Here is a 21,642-nt window from a genome sequence, read left to right as displayed (position 1 = left end):
TCCGCTTAGCAGGAAATACATAAAGAAAAAGCCGGAACAGTCATGTAACGGCTTTTTCAGAGAATCATCGAATCAAACGCCAGGCTTAGAAACGACGACCACCTTCGCGGTTGCCACCACCCTGACGACGTGGGCGCTCAGTAGCAACGCTTACACGCATGTCACGGCCAGACAGGTTTTGACCGTCCAGAGCAAGAGCTTCGTTAGCGTCGGCATCAGAAGCGAAGGTGACAAAAGCAAAACCACGTGAACGACCGGTTTCACGATCCAGGATGATTTTCGCTTCCTGAATTTCACCGAATGCCCCAAAGGCTTCTTCCAGCTCCTGCTCGGTTGCTGAAAAAGCCAGGTTACCGATGAACAGTTTGTTTTTCTGTTGCATTGTTAATGCATCTCCTAGGACGTTTGTATGCTTCTCTGTCTACCTTCAAAGCATCAATCGTCATCTGGGACTTTGTGTTTTGGGGCATCAGTCGAGGCGTTACAGGTTAAACGAGTTGGCATTGTAGCATGCAAATAATGAGATAGAAGGTGTCAGATCAGTATTCTTTGTAATTTTTCCAAGTTTATTTAACGTTTTGGCTAGGTGTGAGTGCTTATTTATTTTCGCTATCAGTAGTTGATTTGTATTGTATGGACTTGGGTCAATTAAACCGATATAACCTGACAGTTAAAAACACGGATGAACACGGGTTGTCGCAAATTATTAATGTTATTAACAGGCTCTGGTGAATGGCCTGGCCTCACAATCCGTGACATAAATGATTCAGGCGGAGATTGATTGCTCCCCACCACTATTTCAGGCCACCACTATTTCAGGCCACCGATACAGTCCGGGCCATTTACCAGGTATTAAGCAGGGACTTTGCGGTATCGCCGGTCAAATCAGTTGGCAATGCTGACTTAAAAAAGAAAGAGCTAAAAAGCGGCAGGCTGGGAAAGGTACGGAACATTGTCTTTAACCATTCTGAAACATCAGGACTGGATTAATAATAGCTGCTCACTGTTGTTTTTCTGAGGCAAGCTCTGCCTGTTTCTGCCAGTCATCGGGAACCACAAAAAAACGATATTGTTCGTTATAGCCGTTTGATTCTTCTGCGCAGGCAATGATCAGCTGAGGCTGCCTGATTCCTGACAGACTCTGTAAAAGACTACTTTTGTCGTTTTTCTTCTGACGCTCACTTTCGTGCAGTGAGGCCAGCCACCTTAGTTTTGCTGGCCTGAAATAGTAGAGTTCGGAAGGCTGTTGCTCCAGCCACTGGCTCAGCATCGATTCGGCAATCCAGTAACCTTTTAAATGATCAGGGTTGCAGTTTTGTGGGGGCGGGCAGTAGCCGTGAACGGGATAAAAGAGGTACCCCTGAAGGCAGATGGATCGGGAAAGCCGGGCAACCCCCAGTGACGCAATTGCTGCAGCACCTTCCGGGGTCCGGGCAAGTCTGATCTGGTGACTCAGCAGCCGGTGGAGCTTTCGGTCCATCCGGTCTTTCAGACCCGGGCCAACCCACTGGTGCCAGTGACTTGAATGGGAGTGTTGTGAGAAGCAGGGAATGCCAAGATAGAGCTTTACGGCTAGCTCCAGATGAGTAGTGATGCCTGTGTCCAGATTGTCATAAATAAGATCGAATTCGCCCAGCGTCGAATGATCGGCTTTTTGCACCTGCAGATTTCTGGCCAGAGTGTGAATGGCCGGGTGTTGATCCAGCAGATAGTGCCAGAGGGTTTCATAGTAAATACCCAGCAGGTGCCAGCGTTTATACCCAAGGGCGTTGCGAATAAAGGCAACCGCTTCCGGGGCTAATGCATAACCGGGCTCGAATAGGGGGGAACTGCATTCAGGCAGTACACTGGAGGCAAAACATTCATGACAGGTGTCGTTAAAAAGCACAGGGCTGCTTTGAATCCAGCGCAAATCTCTCGACAGTTGTGTACCTGATAAGTCAGTTGATAGCTTCATGGGTAAATAGCTTCATGGGTAAATAGTGTTGTAGGTAAATGGCAGCATGAGTAAACAGTAGCATTTGTCAATGTGGTGGCGTTAAGGCATAAGCGGTAAAAATTGGTTATTATTCCCGTCTGGAACGACTATCAGCCGCAAGGCTCTGAACGGTAAGTGACACCTATGGAACCATTCAAGCGTATCGGGGTAACCGGCCGTCAGGGACGATCTCATATAGAAAAGACCCTGCAACGCCTGACCGACTTTCTGCAGCAGCGGGGCATTGAGGTCCTGCTGGACGAGTCTATTGCCTATCTGTTACCCGGGCATCCTTACAAAATGTGCGCCCGGGCTGATATGGGGCAGTGCTGTGATCTGGTCATTGTGGTCGGGGGGGATGGCAGCCTGTTAGGCGCTGCCAGAGACATGGTGCCCCACGGCGTACCACTGCTTGGGGTAAACCTTGGGCGGCTGGGCTTTCTGACAGACATTCTGCCTGACGAACTGGAATCTCAGCTCGAAGAGGTATTGCAGGGAAAACACCGTCTTGTACACCGTTTTCTTCTGGACGCCAGTGTTATCCGCGATGGCAAAACCATCGGAAAAGCTGATGCCCTTAACGATGTGGTGCTGCATCCGGGGCAGTCAACCCGGATTATTGAGTTTGAGCTGTATATTGATAACCAGTTTGTCTACCGTCAGCGTTCAGACGGACTGATTATTGCTACTCCGACCGGATCGACGGCTTATGCGTTATCCGGTGGTGGTCCCATCATGCACCCCAAGCTGGATGCGATTGTTCTGGTACCCATGTATCCACACATGCTGACCAACCGCCCACTGGTGGTCGATGGCAACAGTGAGATGCAACTGGTGGTTCACCCTGACAACACGATTCATCCTGTGGTCAGCTGCGACGGGCAGGTCGAGATTAATCTGCAGCCGGGCGATATTATTTCCATCAGTAAAAAGCCGGAGCCTCTGAAACTGTTGCATCCGGTCAATCATAATTTTTATGAAGGCTGCCGTTCCAAACTGAGATGGCATCCCCATGAAATAACCGTTGATGAAGACTAAAGTGACAGCCCACTGCTTTCAGTGGGTTTTTTCATAGATGAGCAAGAGTAAATTATGTACAGGGCTCTGGTGATACCAGGACATAAAGATTTAAGTCCACTGTCTTATTTTTTATACCGGCAGGGTCTGCCCCATAAGATCACTGAAGAAGCCGGACAGCTGGTTATCTGGACGGCCAGTGAAGAGCAGGGCGATGTCGTCAAACAGGTTTATAGTGACTGGGAAGCCGGTTTGCTGAAACTGGAGCAGGCACCTGCCCGTCAGGGCGTTAATGTGGAAGGCATTATTAAAAGCATTCCCTGGCGACGCTTTCCGGTGACAATGCTGTTTCTGGCAGCCTGTCTGGTTGTGGCGGTTTTGACCCAGCTGGGTGAAAACATTGGCATGGTCAGCCATTTTACCTTTGTCAAAATCAAAGTGAGCGGGCCATACGCCTATTTTGCCAGCCTTGCCCAGACACTGGATTCCGGCGAGTACTGGCGGCTGCTCAGCCCGATATTCCTGCATTTTGGCATTATTCATCTGGCGTTTAATATGCTCTGGCTGTTTGATCTGGGACGACGTATTGAGTTTCGTCAGGGTGGGGTGCATCTGTTTGGTCTTGTCATCTTTACCGGGCTTCTGTCTAACTTTGCCCAGTTTGTGTTTGGTGGAGACACAGCGATATTCGGTGGTTTTTCTGGCGTGATTTATGGCTTTCTTGGCTATTGCCTGGCTCGTGAGAAGATTGACCCGCGTTGTCGTTTTGGTGTGCCTCCAGCCATTTATGGCTTTATGCTGGTGTGGCTGGCGATTGGCTACACCGGCATTCTGGGCGCTATTGGTTTTGGTAACATGGCCAATGCTGCGCATTCCGGCGGGCTAGTGTCGGGCTTGTTGACTGGTGCGTTGGCGGGGGTGTTTTTACGCAAGCCTGAAAGCTGATTTTTTATGTGGAAAATTTTCATAAAGCAGCCAGAATATCTACTGATTACTTTCATTATGCAAAGACATGGCAAGATTAATTGTATTTATTCTTTTGTTTATAAAGGCTGGCGTTTTATATGCCAATAGCCACTGCTACGCAATGTATCAGGTCAGAGCTCCTGAAAACAATCCTCAGGCACACTTTGATGGTACAGCACCTAATTTAAAAGAACCTCTTTTTTTGACCAACTACCAGGAGCGAGTTCTATATCATCAGAATTTTCAGCAGATGGTTGAAATTTGTCAGGCGTTGTGTTTTTCGCGTGGTAGCGACTGCAAGGGTTATATAACAGGTAATTGTATTGAACTGCACGCAGACAGGGATCCAGAAGGATTAATGAAAAAATTAATGCCACCCTATTGCAAAGAAAGCGATGGCATAGAAGAACCTCTGAAAGAGGTGGATTGTATCTGTGTAGCAAAAAAAGACGTCAATGAAGGCATTGACCACAGTTACACACTGTTAAAAGACGAATTTATAGCAAGTGCAACTGTATTTAATATGATTTCTGCGATTGTGGCTTTCTGGAAAGTACTGCATGCGGCTTTAATGAATGCTGATTCTCATTAAGTTGCATGGTTTTCCGCATAATGCCTTGTTAGGTGTCTTTTCCCTATTCTCTGCTGTGCTCAAGTTCCCTACAACAAACAAGAAAAGTATGTAGTATGAACCTTGAGGCCAGAGTAACTGCGCTGGAACATAAAGTTGACCAGCCAGATCATGCGTTGCATGAAAATAACAAAATTCTCGAAGCCACTCATGGAGTTGTTTGCCTTATCCTGAATGAACAATGCGAGAAGTTTCGCAAACTGGAAAAAGAACTTCAGGATCAAAAACTTCAGGATCAAAAACTTCAGGATCAAAAAAAGGAGAACAACAAACGCTTTAACACATTTGAAGAACTCCTGATCCAGATCGTCAACAACCTCGCCGGCAAGTAACACGCCACCTGACAAGTTTTCATTTGATTTTTCCCACCACTGCAAGCTGTGCTAATCGCTCTTTACCTTTTGCGAACTTGTGATAACAGAGATCAGTCACTCTGGCCTACATCATTAGGCTTTCGCTTTCGATGTATTCTTTTGTGATCCGACAGGGCTTTCTTGTTTGGCAGGGTCTTCTGGCAATAAGGGCAGGTTTTCTCTCCGGTGTGCTCTTTTATTTTGTGATCCGACAGGGCTTTCTTGTTTGGCAGGGTCTTCTGGCAATGAGGGCAGTTTTGCTCTCCGGTGTGATCTTTTCTTTTGTGACTGTACAGGGTTTGCGCGTTTGGCAGGGTCTTCTGGCAATAAGGGCAGGTTTTCTCTCCGGTGTGACATTGACTTGTGTGAGAAGACAGGGAATTTTGGTTACGAAAGTTACGAGGTGGACTACATTCACTACAGAGAAACTCAGTGTTTACTGTCTGCCTGTTTGTACTTTGAGAAGTGGTAGAATCACACCATTCATTTTGGGACTCATTAGAGAGTTTGATTTTTACACTTTTGGCAGGAGGTTCCATATTTGGCTCGGTGCTTTCAGCAGGGGCAACAACTACCTTAAACCTGCAGGGCTGTCCAGAGCAGAGTAGGTGTTTATGGCACTGATTAACACCTTGCTGTGTATTGCCAGAACCTTCGTCTGGACTACCCTTGCCAGCCTCAGGTTCATCATCCTCAGATTCATCGTCATCAGAGTTTTCCGATGGGGAGCTATACCAGGGAGTATTTGGATTTGCCGGTATCGGATGACAGCCCATATCGGGGAATTTACAGACAATAGTGTTGTTGGATATCACCTCCGCGACTTTCAATTCCGGCGTATCGTGCAGGTCATCAACCTGACTTTGATCTTCTTCTGCGGTATCTTCCTCAAAAGGCTGTAGCAGCTCACCTTCATCGTAGTCTTCTTTAGCCTCCTTGTGGGTTCCAAAATAGACACTGCAATAATCCGGTGATTCATCCTTATCGTTACATTGCCACCGGATGTGCAAGGGCGTGAGTGTCGACCGCTGCTGCTGACAGCGTTGTCCTGCTTCCCTTTTGATATTATCTGCCCGCTGTTTTTGTTCAGACAGTTTTTTAATAATCTCTTTAACCTCCCTCGAAGTGTAAAAATCTTCTAACTCTTCCTTATTCAGTACAAGGTCACCATTCAGCGGGGCGGGGGGTATCACAGGACCTTCAATACTGAACGCCAATAGCGCATCGGATTTGGTGTCAATCCGCAGTTGGCAGGAAGTATTGTCAGCAGAGTAACAAGTTCTTGAGAGAGAACGGGTTGTGACCTGCCCCCTGGGTTCTATGGCTGGGTATTCACTGAAAAATCTTGCCATCGGCAATAGCCATATGGGCGCTGGCAGACTGACTCCAGACCCGTAACTACCGTCCGAGGAATTAACCAAACCTGTGTAAATAACAGGCAGTATGCTCCATGACAGTACAATTTTTTTAAGGGTCTTCCATTTTGTGAGGGTAGTTAAAATCTGTTTCAAGATAGGTTTTTGTTTATTGTTTAATGGCAGATACATCAATTTTCTGTGCCTCTATAACCCCGGGGTTCATGGGTAGAATTAAAACCGTTTGATTATCTTGTACTCAGTTGGTATGTAAGTTGTGAGTTTCTCAATTGCTAGATCCCTTAAGCAAAGTATTATTGTTACTGTTGTTAATGCAATCCATTTGTCGATCTCTTCCGGTTCCCAGACTGTCTGAGAAGTTTTTAGCTTTGAAATAGAATTCGGCTTCATATAAAGCGCCATGTCAAATAATTTTTGCGCTTTCTGCTCTGGTTCAGCAATGAGAAAATAGCCTGAAGTTTTTATATGAAAATCACGATCAGAATAAACAACCCATGATGAACGGGCGTCATCATCCAGACGGACAACTGCAGCACCCGCACCACTCCTTGTTACATTGCTTTTTTTGAGAGATAAATAGGCCACACTATTGTTAAAGCTGACAGCCTGTCTAATTGCACTGGTTATCGCTTTAAGAGTATTTTTATGAAAAACACTGTAAACACCGTCAGTTGAGAAAGTAGAACAGTATTTTCTTATATCTATGTCCCATGCAGTAACATTCATATCCGGACTGTCAATAACGAGCAGAGCATTTCGAGGGATGGCGTTATATTCAAAACTCAGTTTCAAGCTGTTTTCATCAGGCTCTATCACAAGTTTATCTATTTGATGCCACGAAAGAGTGTCGTACAGATCGCTCCATTCTGAAATGTCGTTCAATGCTTCGTTGTCAGATAGACCGCCATGGCTTATCAAGCGATTTATTTCCAGCTTCGGCCCTTGACCTCTGGAAAACAGAATCTTTTGATAAAAGTGGCGACCCAGCCAGGGGTTCTGAGGGTAAACTGGCATAACCCCGCTTCGCTCATGATGCGTATCACAGGCCATTTTTTTTTCTATGGTAGCCTGATTATCTCCAAATATGTCTTTATATGCTTCAATTGCGATCATTGATAAAGCAGAGAGCGCTATTATATTACCAATTGTGTTTATTACAGTGACTGATGACTTTAACCTGGCAGGTATATGAGAATCAGGGTGGTGGGAATGAACCTTGCCAGCTATAAATCCGGCAGTGTAACCATACAGGTAAGGGAGATTGAGAACAAAGAGGGCTTTGGAAGAAGTCGAAATAATATCCCAAAGCTGCCAGGGAATCTGGTTATAGTGCTTCCTTAAAAAAATGAGGGTGTTCGTGTTTTCAGCATTAAAAAATTCTTTGTAGGTTGCAGTCAAACCAATTGAGTTGTCGTTAACAACAAAGATTGATCCTTTGTCTTCTGATGAGTCATCACCTGCGCCGAAAGAAGATTGCACAAAAAACAAGAGGATAAAAATAAGAAAACTGTTATATATAAACTTCATAACTCTTCTCATTTGGATATGCTTGTAACATTTAAGCTTTATTGCATTAAAGTTCCATACTGACTGTCATCTTCTTGCAATAAATTCAGCAGCCTGACCAGCAATTGTCAAACCTGCGTCAGCGATACGAATTTATTCAACAGTCAATATGAGACTTTCATCTCTACCATAATTTTTTCAGGGGGCTGCGCCGAAGGCGTCGCCCCCTGAAACTTCTGGAAGTATATACTGGTGGATTACTGATGCTTCAAATGTTGTTCATGCACCGACAGGTGAACATTTCTGATCAGCTCCTCCACCTTTTCACCGGCCATAAACGCATCGGAAAAACCCGCTGACACCGGATCAATATGCAGCTTTGCACAATCCCTGAAATGGTTGATCAGGTCTCTGGGGTTTTCATCGCCCATGGCAATACGGATGGTGGTCAGGTGAATTTTTGCCTCAATCTGGGCCTGTTCATCCAGCTCGGAGTGGGAGGTCAGAGCCGGGCAGAGTACCAGCGTATTGCTCTGCCCAAGACTGACCATGTGCCCAAATACGGGCTCCAGAGCATCGAAGAAGCGAACAAAAGCTTCTCTTGGCAAGCTGGCCTGTTCCATATCAATGCTGAACAGGGCACTGGGCAGGCCAAGATACAGGGTCTTTTCACACAGATCCCGGTTTGGATGATCTTTCAGGCCGTGGCTGTTGACATTGATCATCGGATGACTGTTCAGGAACTCGGAAAACACCAGCGTGTTGATGCACTTGCTCAGCATCCGGTTTTCCAGGGTTTTAATGCCACTGATCACCTCAACGGCTTTGTCTGCGTCCAGGAAAGCGCCTTTGATGTAGTACACATCCCAGAACAGGGTCTGATCCCAGTTAATGCCATTATGCTGTTGGCCTTTGGGAAGGAACATCCGGAAAGACTCGCCAATCACCCCGCCAGCCGTGGTGGAGCCCCCGCCGGAGATGTCCTTGGTATAGCTGTGAATGACCCAGTCCGGACGACAGGTTTTGTCTGGGTGGCGCAGGGGGCGGCTAAGGAACGGTGTTGCCAGTGTTGAATCAAGCATAACCAGATGATTATGCTGGTGGCTGATACGGCATATTTCCGGAACATCCAGCACATAACCGTGAGGGTTGCAGGGAGATTCCAGATAAACAAACAGGCGCTTGCCTTCGTTAAGCGCCTGCTGGTGCTGACGGCGAACGGCTTCCATGCGCTCTGCAAATTCATCACCGGTGTAACCGTCAAACCATTCCAGCTGAATATCCAGGCGGTCAGTTCGTGCGTAAAAATCCTTGATGAGCTGAAAAGTGCCACCATAGACATTGCGGGACGCCAGCAGAATATCGCCATGGCGCAACTGGTTGCCGAGCAGGCCATCAATGGCAGCCATACCGCTGTTGAAATTCCACGCCATGTAGTCTGCGGCATACTTCCCTGCTTCCAGCGTGACAATGGTATTGGCCAGCGAAATAGAGGTTGGGTTCAGCAGGCGGGAGTATATCGGGTGTGAGCTTTCCATGCCTTTAAAAGCGTCTTCCACCCACTCGGTACAAGCGTATAAATAAGTAGCGGTGCGAACAATGGCCGGGGTGGCGGAAAACAGTGCGCCGACATTGGCAAATAGCGGGTAGTCACCTTTGACGGCCCGGCTACTGATATCCATATTCAAAGCCTGATAACTGGCTCTGAGGCTGGGTTGCAGGGTATCAATCAGCTTGGCCAGCTGGAAGCACAGGAATTTTTTAGCATTGAAGTAACTGATGCGGTCAGTTTGTGGCAAACTGTCGAGGGTGTTGTTCAGGGCTTCAACCTGGTTTAGTTCACCAAAGGTTTGATACAGATGAGTGGTGGCCTTCAGCAGTGCCTGACCGTACTCTGAGCCGGGCTTTATGCCAAAGTGCAGTAACTGTTCTTTCGCCAGTTCGGGTGCCTCCTGGCACTCGGTTGAATTTCGAATCGGTGATAATGTTTTCAAAAGTGAAACAGAAGGGTTTGTTGTCATTGGAGCCTCTTGAAGGTTGCCATGATTACAGAATCCAGAATCAGCTTTGCATCAATCGGTCTGGCTGACAAGGCAAGTGTAATAATAAGAGGTCAACATGCAGTTAAAGGACTTTCTTGAAATGATGAATCCTGATCTTTATCAGGTATTGAAACAGTCGGTTGAGTTAGGATGCTGGCCCGATGGCAGAAGGCTGTCCGAACAGGAACGCGAGGCCAGCCTTCAGGCATTGATTGCCTGGGAGTTTGAGCATCTGCCCGAAGAGCAGCGTACTGGTTATATGCCGGTCAGTTGTAAAAGCCGTCAGACACCGGCGCAAGCAGAGGACGAGCCTGCCAGTATCCTGCGATTCAGGGATACCTGACCTGCACTGAACGACTTAGCTTTTGTAAGGAGTTATTTTATGTATACCGTTTTAATTACCGGAGCCAATCGTGGTCTTGGGTTGGAGTTTGTCCACCAGTATGCAGACAAGGGGTGGAATATTATTGCCTGCTGCCGCAATCCACAAAGTGCAAAATCACTGGCGGCAGTGGCGCAGGAATACGGAAAGATTGAGCTGCAGGCACTGGATGTTGCCATCGAGTCTGATATTCAGGCACTGGCAGAACGTCTTGGAGAACGTGCTATTGACCATCTCGTCCTTAACGCTGGGGTTTTAGGTGAAAACTGCGCTGAGCTGGGCCATATGAATCAGGCTGACTGGCTGAATGTGCTGTCTGTCAACACGGTTGCTCCGGCCCTGTTAATTCAGGCGTTGAAGGATAACCTTGCTGCCAGCACTTATAAAACCATCGCGGCTCTGTCCACTCGTGTTGCCAGCATTGAAGATAATGGATCGGGAGGAATGTACAGCTATCGGGCTTCGAAGGCGGCTCTGAACCAGATTCTTGTGAGTGCGGCTAACAACTTGCGGGAGCAGGGGGTCAAAACGGTTGCTTTGCACCCTGGCTGGGTACAGACCGATATGGGAGGAGAAAAAGCGACTTTCACCCCCCGGGAAAGTGTTGCGGGAATGATGAGTATTATCAGTCAGCTGACTGATGAGCAATCCGGCAGCTTTTGGGCCTTTGATGGCAGCACTATCCCCTGGTGATGAACTGTCAGCAAGGGATAAAGAGAGAAAATTATAGTGTCAATTGACGTTACAGAAGCGGATGGTACAGTGACCGGAAACCTGCGTAAAATGGTGTCTGAATTGCAGGGAACTGTCGTTTATCAGTTGCCGGTTGGTGATGACCTGATCACGATGAACAATCTGATTGGCTGCAAAATTGTTCTGGACTATCAGGGTGAGATCAACTGTTGTCACTGTGGTCGCAAAACGAAAAAGAGTTTTAGTCAGGGTTACTGTTATCCCTGTTTTAAAAAACTGCCCCAGTGCGATATCTGCATTATGAGTCCGGAAAAGTGCCACTATCATCAGGGAACCTGTCGGGATGCCCGGTGGGGGGAGCAGTTCTGTATGACTGACCATGTGGTCTATCTGGCAAACTCTTCCGGCCTGAAAGTGGGCATTACCCGGGCATCGCAGATGCCAACCCGCTGGATTGACCAGGGAGCCACCCAGGCCATGGCGTTTATGCGGGTGGCTACCCGTCAACAGTCTGGTCTGCTGGAAAGCCTGTTTAAAGAGTTTGTTGCCGACCGTACTAACTGGCGAGCCATGTTGAAAGGCACTGCCGAACCTCTGGATCTGGCGACCTCTGCCCGGGAACTGATGGATATGAACCGTTCCCGCATCACCGCTTTGCAGGAACAGTTTGGCATTCAGGCGATTCAGCCGGTTGCCACCCCGACGATGATTGATATTCTCTACCCGGTTGAGCAGTATCCCTCAAAAATCAGCTCACTGTCGTTTGATAAAACACCCACAATAGAAGGTGTGCTACAGGGCATTAAAGGGCAGTACCTGATACTGGATACCGGTGTGCTGAATATCCGCAAACACACTTCGTATCAGGTCAGTTTTACGCATTGCGCATAAAACACCATCAATCAGGAGTAAATGATGAAAGACGCACAACCCAGCACTATTTATTTGAAAGATTATCAGGCACCTGATTACTGGATTGATACCACCCATCTGACCTTTGACCTGCATGAGGATCACACTCTGGTCACTGCGGTTTTACAGATGCGCCTGAATGAAGATGCCAACCGTGGCGAAGCTTTGCCTGCTCTGACGCTTCATGGTGAGGAGCTGGATCTGGTCAGCCTGCATCGGGATGGAGAGGAGCTGGAAAAAGATCAGTACCAGCTGGTAAAAGGCAGTCTGACTCTGCCCGTTGAACAGCCACGTTTCCAGTTGCAGATTGTGACCCGTATTCGTCCTCAGGAAAATACGTCGCTGGAAGGTTTGTACAAATCCAACGGTATGTTCTGTACCCAGTGTGAGGCCGAAGGTTTCCGCAAGATTACTTATTATCTGGATCGCCCCGATGTCATGTCGGTGTTTACCACTAAAGTTATTGCCAGTCAGGCGCGCTATCCGGTACTGCTGGCAAACGGTAATGCGATTGACCGGGGTGAGCTGGATAACGACCGTCATTATGTCACCTGGGAAGACCCGTTTAAAAAGCCGAGCTATCTGTTTGCGCTGGTGGCGGGTGATCTGGAGTACGTTGAAGATCATTTCACCACTATGAATGGTCGGGAAGTGACACTGCGACTCTTCACCGAATCCCACAATATTCATAAGTGCGATCACGCCATGGTCTCCCTGAAAAAATCCATGAAATGGGATGAAGAGGTCTATGGTCGTGAATACGACCTGGATATCTTTATGATCGTGGCCGTGGATCACTTTAATATGGGTGCCATGGAAAATAAGGGGCTGAATATCTTCAATTCGTCGTGCGTACTGGCCAGTCCGGAAACCGCCACTGATGCCACCTACCAGAAGATTGAAGCCATTGTTGCCCATGAATATTTCCATAACTGGTCCGGCAACCGGGTGACCTGTCGGGACTGGTTCCAGCTGAGTTTGAAGGAAGGCTTTACGGTGTTCCGTGACGCTGAGTTTTCTGCTGACATGAACTCCCGTGGCGTAAAGCGGATTCAGGATGCTGCTGTGTTGCGTACTGCGCAGTTTGCCGAAGATGCCGGACCTATGGCGCACCCGATTCGTCCAGAGTCGTTTATTGAGATTTCCAACTTCTACACCCTGACGGTCTATGAAAAAGGCTGTGAAGTGGTGCGGATGATTCATACCCTGCTTGGAGCGGATCAGTTCCGCAAAGGCACCGACCTGTACTTTGATCGTCACGATGGCGAAGCGGCTACCTGTGAAGACTTTGTTAAAGCCATGGAAGACGCTTCCGGTGTTGATCTGACACAGTTCAGGAACTGGTACAGCCAGTCCGGTACGCCGGTGATTACCGTGACAGACCGCTATGAGGCGGAGACGGGAGATTATCATCTGACCATCGCCCAGAGCTGTCCTGCGACACCGGGACAGGAACACAAGAAACCGTTCCATATTCCCCTGGGTCTGGCACTGCTGGATGAGCAGGGTCAGCTGTTGCCACTGAATGCAGAGGGCGGCAACTCAGAAGGAAACAGGGAGCAGGTTCTGTCCATTAAACAGTCAGAAGAAACCTTTGTTTTCAAAGGCTGCAAGAGTAAGCCTCTGCCGTCGCTGCTGCGTAACTTCTCGGCACCGGTACGTGTTCGCTATGACTACAGCAAAGACGACCTGGTGTTCCTGATGAAACACGACACTGATAGTTTTAATCGCTGGGATGCCTGTCAGCGTCTGGGGGTTATGGCGATTGAACAGCTGGTTGAGCAGTTTGATGAACAAGCGGAGCAGGCCGTTGACTCGCAGCTGGTGGATGCCTTTGGTGCCTTGATTGCGGACCCGAAACTGGAACATGCTGTTAAGGCAGAAATGCTCTGCCTGCCTACTGAAGCCAGTCTGGCGGAACAGGCTGAGGAGATTAAGCCTCTGGCGATTGTCGCTGCCCGCAAAAAGGTGAAACAGGCCATTGCTGAAACGCACTCAGCGGCATTGCTGGCTTTGTATAACGAGCTGCATAACGAGCTAAACCACGGTGATTATCGACCTGAAGCCTCTGATATTGCCAAGAGAACCCTTAAGAATGTCTGTCTGGGTTATCTGGCAGCGGTGGATGATGCGGGGTATTTGCAGCGGTCGGCTGAACAGTATAACGCTGCCTCCAGTATGACGGATCGACGGGCTGCTCTGGGCTGTATTGTGAATGCACGTCATCGTGATGAACATCTGGTTGAACAGATGTTGACCGATTTTTATGACCGTTATAAAGACGACGCCAATGTTATGGACGACTGGTTTGCGGTGCAGTCCTCCAGTGCGGAACTGGGTACTGTGGAGAAGGTAAAGGCATTGATGCAGCATGACAGTTTTGACTCAACCAGTCCGAACAAGCTACGTGCGCTGATTGGTGGCTTCACCCGCAATATGACCCACTTCCATACGACAGGTGGCGCTGGTTATGAATTTCTTGCCGACCGGGTGATAGAGCTGGATAAACAGAATCCCCAGGTGGCTTCCCGTGTCATGATGCCTTTGACGCGCTGGAAGAAATTTGAGCCGGTTGCGAGCGGCTTAATGAAAAAAGCCTTGCAGCGAATCAAGGCGGTGCATGACCTTTCTACCGATGTGTATGAGGTGGTGAACAAGAGCCTGTAAGTGGCTGTTTGTCAGCTACTTGCATTTGCTGAGTAAATATTGGACTCTGTGATTGGTACGGAGTTAAAGGATTGTTCTCCGTACCGCCTGACTCGGGATGTGATGTAGCTGTAAACAAAAGAGATAGCTGTCCAACACCTGATAATAAAAACAAATACGCACGACAGGGAGTCAGCATATTATGATGCCCGAACGCACACCCGCTTTGCGCATAGCCCCGGTTAAGGCTGGCTTTTCGCTAGCAGGCTTTTCGCTAGCTGGATTGTTACTCGCCTTTCCTTCTTATTCCCTTGAATTTTCCGATGATTCTGGCTCCATGACCGGCGCTCTTGATACCACTTTGTCCTATGGAACCCTGTGGCGGGTACAGGGACAGGATATGAAACATTACAAAGGCAGCTCAACCCCCAACCATGATGATGTCAACACTAACGATGGCAACCGGGCCTATGATACCGGGGTAGTGTCGCAGGTGTTCAGAATCTCCGCTGATCTGGAAGTGGACTGGGAAGATCAGTATGGATTGTTTATCCGTGGCACCGCATTTTACGACACCCACATGATGGACCGTCACAACCACTGGCCAGATGCCAACCGGGGGCGTTCGCCCGATCAGACCAATACCTATCCCTACGCTGATGACTGGTCAAACGATGTGCTGGACGGGCAGGGACATGATGCCAAAATTCAGGATGCCTATATTTACGGTGCCTGGGATATTGGGGAAATGCCTCTGGATGTGCGTTTTGGTAAACAGGTGATCAACTGGGGAGAAGGGATATTTTATCGTGATGGCATTAATACCGTTAATGCAATGGATGGCGCTTCCTTTGCCTTACCGGGGTCGGAAGTGAAAGACCTGCTGATTCCGCAACATGCCCTGTCTTTCCGGCTGGGAGTGACTGATAACCTGTCCATGGCCGCCTATTACCAGTTTGAGTGGGAGAGCTCGGTGACTCCGGGACGGGGGACTTTCTTCAGCACCAATGATCTGTTCACCGATGGTGGGACGAAGGGGTATAACCAGATTCCGGACAGTCTGAATCTTATGTCCGGTGTTTATGGGCTGGCTAATACGAGAAGCCTTTACAGCGATATGGCGATTAATACACAGGGTGATTATATCGTTGTTACGGATACATCCACTGAAAAAGATGCCAGCGATAATGGACAGTGGGGCATTAATTTCAAGTATTTTGCAGAAGAACTGAATGATACGGAGTTTGGTTTTTACTTTGTCAATTATAACTCTCATGTCCCCTATATTCAGGCACAGCTCGATCAGTCAGTTGCCCGGAATGCGCTTGGACTGGCCGGTGCCAATGCTGCGAATTTGAATGCGGCACTTGGACAGGCGGTTCCCGGTTATGGTGGGGCAACATTACAGGACTTATTGGTTAAACAGGGAGCTTGCACTGACGCTACCAGCTGTAATACCTATATACAGGGAGCAGCTGCGGGCGCTCATGTGATTTCCAATGGCGTGTCTGCCACCAGGGTTTATCCCGAAGACATACAGATGTATGGCATCAGCTTCAATACGGCTGTCAAAGGTACTTCCATCGCTGGTGAGCTGGCTTATCGGCCTAACGCACCCATGTGGATTGATCACCCCAATGATCTTGTGGCGGGTGTCAATGACAATATGGCGAAGATTCTTGGCTCCGTCGCCAAACCTCAGCTGGGTTGCTTTGATAACCTGTCCCAGGCTGAGCCGGCTAAACAGTACTGCATGAGCAGTGGACCCTATAAAAACTATAAGGAGGTCAGGCTGTGGACGGGAACCCTGGTATTTATTCGCAATTTTGGACCGCGTATCGGGCTTGACGGTTTATATGGCATTTTTGAGCCATCCTTTGAGTTGATTCAGGGGCTCGATGATTATGACAACTATGTATCGACCGCATCCGGTCCCTGGGGGAAAGGGTTTGAAGAGGATTATCACCCTGCCAGCGACCGTCTGGATAAATTCAGCTGGGGTTATACTGCGGTGCTTTCCGGCGAGTTAAATGATGTAATGGCCGGCATCAACCTGAATCCGGTAATAACCTTCAGGCACGATGTCCACGGTAATTCCAGACTGACCGGTAACTTTCTGGAAGGTCGCAAGGCAGTAACCATGGCTTTAAATGGTTTGTACATGAATACCGTCGAAGCAGGTCTTGCCTATACCACTTTCTTCGGCTCTGAACGAACCAACTCTCTACACGACAGGGACAATGTTGCTTTTAATGTGAAATATTATTTTTAAGCGACGGATTACAGGTATTCAATAATGAATAATAAGAACATTACCTTTCTGGTCAGCGCCCTGGTGATCACTGCCAGCTGCCAGCTCAGGGCAGCAGTACCAGAGTTTGAAGCACAGCGCCTTGGGAAGGATCTTACTCCCATTGGTGCCGAGAAGGCAGGAAACAAAGAAGGTACGATTCCTGCCTGGAACGGCGGCATTAAAGACACGCAAATACCCAAAGGCTTTAAACCGGGCAGTCATTACCTGAACCCGTTTCCAGATGACAAGCCACTTTTTACCATAACTGCAAAAAATGTCGATCAGTACAGGAAGAAACTGACCGCAGGGCAGCTGGCTCTGATGGAGGCTTATCCGGAAACGTTCAAAATACCGGTGTATAAGACCCGCCGTACCGCCAGGCAGCCTGGCCGGATTTACAATAATACCCGCAAAGCGGCAACTAAAGCGCAGTTGCTACCAGAGGGCAATGGTTTTTCCGGTGCTTATGATGCCTATCCATTCCCTGTTCCCCAGAATGGGCTGGAGGTTCTGTGGAATCATATAGTGCGCTATCGTGGCGAATATGTCGTACGACGTTCGTCCGAGGCACCTGTCCTTCGTAATGGCTCTTATTCTTTGTCGACTTCCCAGCAGGAGGCTCTGGTAAATTATAATCTGCCCGGAGGGTCTGAAGAGAGTCTGGACAATGTTATTTTCTATTATCTTTCATTTGCACGCTCACCTGCCCGATTGGCCGGTGGGGCTGTGCTGGTTCATGAAACCCTTGACCAGGTTAAACAACCACGGCAGGCGTGGAGCTACAATGCCGGACAGCGACGGGTACGCAGGGCGCCCAACCTCTCTTACGATACCCCTATTGCGGCATCAGAGGGTTTGCGCACCGCAGACGACACCGATATGTATAACGGCGCACCAGACCGCTATGAATGGAAGCTGCTGGGCAAGAAGGAAATCTATATTCCCTATCACAATTACCGGCTGATCAGCCCTGATGTAAAGTATGATGACCTGTTAATGGTCGGGCATGTCAATCCAGAGTACACCCGCTATGAACTGCACCGGGTCTGGGTGGTAGAAGGTACCTTGAAACCTGGTAAACGGCACATCTATTCCAAACGGGTGTTATACCTCGATGAAGACAGCTGGGGCGCGGCAGTGGTGGATCAGTATGACGGGCGAGGGGAGTTATGGCGTGTCAGCATGGCTTACCTGATAAATTTTTATGATCGGCCAACGGTATGGACCGGACTGGATGTTTTTCACGACCTTCGTTCCCGGCGTTACCATGCCCAGGGGTTGGCGAATGAAGAACCTCGGTATGTCAGTTTTAACAAGCCTATACCGGATTTGAAAGACTTCAAACCTTCTGCTCTGCGTCGACGTGGACGACGTTGATAAGACAGAAGGGGACTAGCATGACCAGACTCTCCAGTCTGCCGGTGATAAAACTGTTTTGTTCCTGGAGGCAGGCCCGATGCCTCTCAGGATTTCCCGGTACTTTATTGTTTGTCATTGCCGTGTTGCTTAGTGGTGGTTTACCCATCGATAGTCAGGCTTCAGACACGGTCACTAAAGAACGCTATGCCGTTATATCCAGCAAGGCCACCGCTTCGCTGCTACTGGATATTACCCGCCTGCCGGATAGTAAGCGGTTGGTTGTTGTAGGCGACCGGGGACATATATTGTTTTCTGATGATGATGGGCGTTCCTGGCAACAGTCCCGGGTGCCAACGATTCAGATGCTTACCGCAGTGACCTTCCCCTCCGGAGGCGTGGGCTATGCCGTCGGCCATGACAACCTGATCCTGAAATCAGAAGATGCCGGAGAAAACTGGCAACGGGTTTACCGGGATATCGAAATGCAGGCGCCCCTGTTGGATGTCTGGTTCCGGAGTGAACAGCAGGGGCTTGCGGTAGGTGCCTATGGCACGATATTGAGTACCGACGACGGTGGTCAAACATGGACCGATATTCGTGACAGTATCAACAACGAAGATGAGTTTCATTACAACGGTATTGCCAGCGATGGACTCAATAACCTGTACCTTGCCGGTGAGGCAGGCATTCTGTATCACTCCGCTGATGCAGGTAAAACCTGGAATACATTAACCGGTCCCTATGAAGGCTCCCTGTTCGGTGTCAGCGCCAGCAGAGATGAAGTGATTATTTATGGGTTGAGAGGCAATGTCTTCCGCAGCCAGGATAATGGGAAATCATGGCTGGCACTGGCTTCAGGGACTGAAAACTCTCTGTTTGGGTCTCTGTTGCTGGATGACGGTAGTAGCTTTCTGGTGGGTACTTCCGGCACGGTTCTTTCGGGCCTGACTGGCCGCTGGCAAATCACCCACCGTGAAGACCGAATGTCTCTGTCGGCATTGGCTGAAGCTTCAGATGGTGCCATTGTTGTCGTTGGGCAGGGGGGCGTTAAGAGAATTAATGGAAAGAACCAATAGTGTTGGGTCAATTTCGGAGCGAATGATCTTCCATAACCGGATCAAGGTATGCGTATTCTTTGTTCTGGTCACTTTATTCCTGACCTGGAAAATGGTCACCGGGCTGAGGGTTGACGCCAGCTTTGAAAAAATGGTGCCTATGCAGCACCCTTATATTCAAAATATGTTTAAGCACCGTGATGGAACAGGCGGTGGCAACACGGTACGTATTGCTGTGGCGGCCAGGGAAGGGGATATTTTCTCAGCAGACTATATGGATATTCTGCGCCAGATAAACGACGAAGTATTTTATCTTGAAGGTGTTGATCGTCCCAAGTTGAAATCTCTCTGGTCCCCGAATGTTCGCTGGATCGAGGTGACAGAAGAAGGCTTCGCTGGCGGTTCGGTTATTCCACAAAGCTATGATGGTTCACAGGCCAGCCTGGATGAATTGCGTACTAATATTCTGCGTTCCGGTCAGGTAGGTCAGCTGGTGGCAAACGACTTCAGGTCGAGTATTGTCAGCCTGCCGTTGTTTGAAACGAATCCGGAAACCGGTGAGCGGCTGGATTACAAGACGCTGTCAGAACAACTGGAGCAGTTACGCAGTAAATATATGGAATTGGGCGTCAATATCCATATTGTTGGTACTGCCAAAATTTTTGGCGATCTGTTTGAAGGTGTTCAGTCTATTGTACTGTTCTTTATGGTCGCCATTGTCATTACGGCACTGTTGCTGTTTCTGTATTCCCGCTCTTTGCGCAGTACATTTATTCCATTAATCACTTCTCTGGTAGCAGTCGTCTGGCAGATGGGGCTGCTGGCCACATTTGACTTTGGCCTTGACCTGTACTCTCTGCTGGTACCGTTTCTGGTGTTTGCCATTGGTGTCAGTCACGGTGTTCAGATCATCAACAGCATTAGTGTGGAAGCCGCAGCGGGGGCCGACAAGCCGACTGCCGCCCGTCGTGCATTCCGGAGTCTCTATGTTCCGGGTATGGTGGCGCTGGCATCCGATGCCATTGGTTTCCTTACCTTATTGATTATTGAAATACAGGTTATTCAGGATCTTGCCCTGGCGGCCAGTATCGGCGTTGCTGTCATCATTATGACCAATCTGGTGCTTTTACCGGTGCTTATGTCTTACGCTGGGACTAGCCAGAAGTCCATCCATCGTATCCGGGAGCGCCAGCATAATGAAGGTGGAGTATGGAACCTGTTATCAAACTTTGCCCACCCCGGGGTTGTGCCGGTTTCTGTCATTATTGCTTTACTGGGATTTGGCTGGGGGCTATATCAGGCAGCAGACCTTAAAATAGGTGACCTTGATCCCGGAGCGCCGGAATTTCATCCAGATTCCCGCTATAACCGGGATAATCTGTTTTTGACGTCTAATTATTCGACCAGTGCCGACTTGTTTGTGGTTATGGTGGAAACCGGGGCTGAGCAGTGTTCAACCTATCCGGTGATGGAATCAATAGACCGCTATATGTGGCGTATGGAGAATGTGCCGGGCGTACAACGGGCATTGTCGATGGTGACAGCTTCCAAGCAGGTGGTTAAAGGGTTGAACGAGGGAAGTCTCAAATGGCAGACACTGTCCCGCAACCCCTATGTTCTTAACAGTTCGGTCTCTTCTCTTAGAGGGCTTTATAACAGCGACTGTTCCATGGTGCCGGTGATTCTCTATCTGGATGATCATAAAGCCGATACATTGTCCGGGGTAGTGGCTGAAACTAAAGCGTTTGCTGATGAGAATAATAATGAGCATGTGCAGTTTGTTCTGGCCGGTGGTAATTCTGGCATTGAAGCTGCTACCAATGAAGTCATTTCTCAGGCCCAGAATCAGATGCTGATGTGGGTGTACCTGGTCGTCAGTCTCCTGTGCCTGCTGACTTTCCGTTCTATTCGCGCAGTCTTTTGTATTGTGATTCCTCTGGGGTTGACGTCGGTTCTGTGTCAGGCACTGATGTCTTTTCTGGGGATTGGAGTCAAGGTGGCCACGTTGCCGGTGATCGCGCTGGGAGTCGGTATTGGTGTGGATTATGGCATTTATATATACAGTCGCCTGGAGAGTTTTCTGAAACAGGGGCTGCCCTTGCAGGAGGCCTATCATAAGACCCTGCAGACTACGGGGAAGGCGGTGACATTCACGGGTATCACCCTCGCTATTGGTGTCGGAACCTGGATATTCTCACCGCTAAAGTTTCAGGCAGATATGGGCATTTTGCTGACCTTTATGTTTATCTGGAACATGATTGGGGCGATCTGGCTGCTACCTGCGCTCGCCCGGTTTCTGCTCAAGCCGGAGAGTTATGTGAAAAAAACAGAAGCCAGTGATAGAGAGAGTAAGCTGGCAGGTTCTACTATCTAGCTCGACTGTGTATCAATATTGAAAAGCCTTGCGAAATTGCAAGGCTTTTCGTTATGAAA

18 protein-coding genes are annotated in these 21,642 nt (G+C 48.7%); 13 read left to right on the top strand and 5 right to left on the bottom strand.

The window, feature by feature from the left end; genetic code table 11:
* Nucleotides 1-85: 85 nt before the first annotated feature.
* On the bottom strand, nt 86-382 hold the full coding sequence (locus NX722_RS12595; RefSeq protein ID WP_262568285.1) for an RNA recognition motif domain-containing protein: 297 nt from the start codon (nt 380-382) through the stop codon (nt 86-88).
* A gap of 395 nt (nt 383-777) precedes the next feature.
* Here NX722_RS12595 and NX722_RS12590 point away from each other — a divergent pair, with 395 nt between their 5' ends.
* A complete protein-coding gene (locus NX722_RS12590; RefSeq protein WP_262568284.1) occupies nt 778-990 on the top strand; it encodes a hypothetical protein in 213 nt (70 codons plus the stop codon).
* Between the two features lie 10 nt (nt 991-1,000).
* On the opposite strand, the gene NX722_RS12585 is transcribed toward NX722_RS12590, so the two are convergent.
* Nucleotides 1,001-1,957 carry a DUF1853 family protein gene (locus tag NX722_RS12585; RefSeq protein ID WP_262568283.1) on the bottom strand — a complete coding sequence of 319 codons (957 nt, stop codon included), beginning with the start codon at nt 1,955-1,957 and terminating at the stop codon, nt 1,001-1,003.
* A gap of 165 nt (nt 1,958-2,122) precedes the next feature.
* Here NX722_RS12585 and NX722_RS12580 point away from each other — a divergent pair, with 165 nt between their 5' ends.
* The 4 genes from NX722_RS12580 to NX722_RS12565 all read left to right on the top strand — a co-directional run bounded on the left by NX722_RS12580 (nt 2,123) and on the right by NX722_RS12565 (nt 4,924).
* A complete protein-coding gene (locus tag NX722_RS12580; RefSeq protein WP_262568282.1) occupies nt 2,123-3,016 on the top strand; it encodes an NAD(+) kinase in 894 nt (297 codons plus the stop codon).
* Nucleotides 3,017-3,070: 54 nt separating this feature from the next.
* On the top strand, nt 3,071-3,940 hold the full coding sequence (locus NX722_RS12575; RefSeq protein ID WP_262568281.1) for a rhomboid family intramembrane serine protease: 870 nt from the start codon (nt 3,071-3,073) through the stop codon (nt 3,938-3,940).
* 67 nt (nt 3,941-4,007) lie between these two features.
* Nucleotides 4,008-4,553 (top strand): hypothetical protein, encoded by a 546-nt coding sequence (locus NX722_RS12570; RefSeq protein WP_262568280.1) that lies wholly within the window; start codon nt 4,008-4,010, stop codon nt 4,551-4,553.
* Between the two features lie 95 nt (nt 4,554-4,648).
* Nucleotides 4,649-4,924 (top strand): hypothetical protein, encoded by a 276-nt coding sequence (locus NX722_RS12565; protein WP_262568279.1) that lies wholly within the window; start codon nt 4,649-4,651, stop codon nt 4,922-4,924.
* 92 nt (nt 4,925-5,016) lie between these two features.
* Here the strand turns inward: NX722_RS12565 and NX722_RS12560 are convergent, their stop codons facing one another.
* The 3 genes from NX722_RS12560 to NX722_RS12550 form a co-directional block, all read right to left on the bottom strand.
* Nucleotides 5,017-6,297, bottom strand: a complete 1,281-nt coding sequence (locus NX722_RS12560; RefSeq protein ID WP_262568278.1) for a C2H2-type zinc finger protein — start codon at nt 6,295-6,297, stop codon at nt 5,017-5,019.
* A 237-nt stretch (nt 6,298-6,534) separates the two neighbouring features.
* Nucleotides 6,535-7,860 (bottom strand): hypothetical protein, encoded by a 1,326-nt coding sequence (locus NX722_RS12555; protein WP_262568277.1) that lies wholly within the window; start codon nt 7,858-7,860, stop codon nt 6,535-6,537.
* 224 nt (nt 7,861-8,084) lie between these two features.
* Nucleotides 8,085-9,848 (bottom strand): trans-sulfuration enzyme family protein, encoded by a 1,764-nt coding sequence (locus NX722_RS12550; RefSeq protein WP_262568276.1) that lies wholly within the window; start codon nt 9,846-9,848, stop codon nt 8,085-8,087.
* A 97-nt stretch (nt 9,849-9,945) separates the two neighbouring features.
* On the opposite strand from NX722_RS12550, the gene NX722_RS12545 reads away from it, so the two are divergent.
* The 8 genes from NX722_RS12545 (at nt 9,946) to NX722_RS12510 (ending at nt 21,583) form a co-directional block, all read left to right on the top strand.
* Nucleotides 9,946-10,212 (top strand): DUF1315 family protein, encoded by a 267-nt coding sequence (locus tag NX722_RS12545; RefSeq protein WP_265442354.1) that lies wholly within the window; start codon nt 9,946-9,948, stop codon nt 10,210-10,212.
* Nucleotides 10,213-10,251: 39 nt separating this feature from the next.
* Nucleotides 10,252-10,944: an SDR family oxidoreductase gene (locus tag NX722_RS12540; protein WP_262568274.1), complete on the top strand. Its 693-nt coding sequence runs from the start codon at nt 10,252-10,254 to the stop codon at nt 10,942-10,944.
* Between the two features lie 36 nt (nt 10,945-10,980).
* Nucleotides 10,981-11,835 (top strand): DUF2797 domain-containing protein, encoded by an 855-nt coding sequence (locus tag NX722_RS12535; protein ID WP_262568273.1) that lies wholly within the window; start codon nt 10,981-10,983, stop codon nt 11,833-11,835.
* A gap of 24 nt (nt 11,836-11,859) precedes the next feature.
* Nucleotides 11,860-14,523, top strand: coding sequence for an aminopeptidase N (pepN, locus tag NX722_RS12530; RefSeq protein WP_262568662.1), 2,664 nt, complete (start codon nt 11,860-11,862; stop codon nt 14,521-14,523).
* A 181-nt stretch (nt 14,524-14,704) separates the two neighbouring features.
* Complete coding sequence (locus tag NX722_RS12525; RefSeq protein WP_262568272.1) at nt 14,705-16,774, top strand: DUF1302 domain-containing protein; 2,070 nt, start codon at nt 14,705-14,707, stop codon at nt 16,772-16,774.
* Nucleotides 16,775-16,798: 24 nt separating this feature from the next.
* Nucleotides 16,799-18,172 (top strand): DUF1329 domain-containing protein, encoded by a 1,374-nt coding sequence (locus NX722_RS12520; protein WP_262568271.1) that lies wholly within the window; start codon nt 16,799-16,801, stop codon nt 18,170-18,172.
* 20 nt (nt 18,173-18,192) lie between these two features.
* On the top strand, nt 18,193-19,230 hold the full coding sequence (locus NX722_RS12515; RefSeq protein WP_262568270.1) for a WD40/YVTN/BNR-like repeat-containing protein: 1,038 nt from the start codon (nt 18,193-18,195) through the stop codon (nt 19,228-19,230).
* On the top strand, nt 19,214-21,583 hold the full coding sequence (locus NX722_RS12510) for an efflux RND transporter permease subunit (RefSeq protein ID WP_262568269.1): 2,370 nt from the start codon (nt 19,214-19,216) through the stop codon (nt 21,581-21,583). Before NX722_RS12515 ends, NX722_RS12510 begins: the two co-directional genes overlap by 17 nt.
* The last annotated feature ends 59 nt before the right edge of the window (nt 21,584-21,642 follow it).

It is taken from the genome of Endozoicomonas gorgoniicola (assembly GCF_025562715.2).
GTDB lineage: Bacteria > Pseudomonadota > Gammaproteobacteria > Pseudomonadales > Endozoicomonadaceae > Endozoicomonas_A > Endozoicomonas_A gorgoniicola.
Note: the sequence above shows the minus strand (reverse complement) of the source record. Positions and strands in the feature narration are given on the sequence as shown.

What these genes read in the sequence shown, in the direction of transcription:
- NX722_RS12595 (WP_262568285.1), bottom strand. Translation starts at nt 382, where the DNA reads ATGCAACAGAAAAACAAACTGTTCATCGGTAACCTGGCTTTTTCAGCA.
- NX722_RS12585 (WP_262568283.1), bottom strand. Translation starts at nt 1,957, where the DNA reads ATGAAGCTATCAACTGACTTATCAGGTACACAACTGTCGAGAGATTTG.
- NX722_RS12580 (WP_262568282.1), top strand. Translation starts at nt 2,123, where the DNA reads ATGGAACCATTCAAGCGTATCGGGGTAACCGGCCGTCAGGGACGATCT.
- NX722_RS12575 (WP_262568281.1), top strand. Translation starts at nt 3,071, where the DNA reads ATGTACAGGGCTCTGGTGATACCAGGACATAAAGATTTAAGTCCACTG.
- NX722_RS12570 (WP_262568280.1), top strand. Translation starts at nt 4,008, where the DNA reads ATGGCAAGATTAATTGTATTTATTCTTTTGTTTATAAAGGCTGGCGTT.
- NX722_RS12565 (WP_262568279.1), top strand. Translation starts at nt 4,649, where the DNA reads ATGAACCTTGAGGCCAGAGTAACTGCGCTGGAACATAAAGTTGACCAG.
- NX722_RS12560 (WP_262568278.1), bottom strand. Translation starts at nt 6,297, where the DNA reads ATGGCAAGATTTTTCAGTGAATACCCAGCCATAGAACCCAGGGGGCAG.
- NX722_RS12555 (WP_262568277.1), bottom strand. Translation starts at nt 7,860, where the DNA reads ATGAGAAGAGTTATGAAGTTTATATATAACAGTTTTCTTATTTTTATC.
- NX722_RS12550 (WP_262568276.1), bottom strand. Translation starts at nt 9,848, where the DNA reads ATGACAACAAACCCTTCTGTTTCACTTTTGAAAACATTATCACCGATT.
- NX722_RS12545 (WP_265442354.1), top strand. Translation starts at nt 9,946, where the DNA reads ATGCAGTTAAAGGACTTTCTTGAAATGATGAATCCTGATCTTTATCAG.
- NX722_RS12540 (WP_262568274.1), top strand. Translation starts at nt 10,252, where the DNA reads ATGTATACCGTTTTAATTACCGGAGCCAATCGTGGTCTTGGGTTGGAG.
- pepN (WP_262568662.1), top strand. Translation starts at nt 11,860, where the DNA reads ATGAAAGACGCACAACCCAGCACTATTTATTTGAAAGATTATCAGGCA.
- NX722_RS12525 (WP_262568272.1), top strand. Translation starts at nt 14,705, where the DNA reads ATGATGCCCGAACGCACACCCGCTTTGCGCATAGCCCCGGTTAAGGCT.
- NX722_RS12520 (WP_262568271.1), top strand. Translation starts at nt 16,799, where the DNA reads ATGAATAATAAGAACATTACCTTTCTGGTCAGCGCCCTGGTGATCACT.
- NX722_RS12515 (WP_262568270.1), top strand. Translation starts at nt 18,193, where the DNA reads ATGACCAGACTCTCCAGTCTGCCGGTGATAAAACTGTTTTGTTCCTGG.
- NX722_RS12510 (WP_262568269.1), top strand. Translation starts at nt 19,214, where the DNA reads ATGGAAAGAACCAATAGTGTTGGGTCAATTTCGGAGCGAATGATCTTC.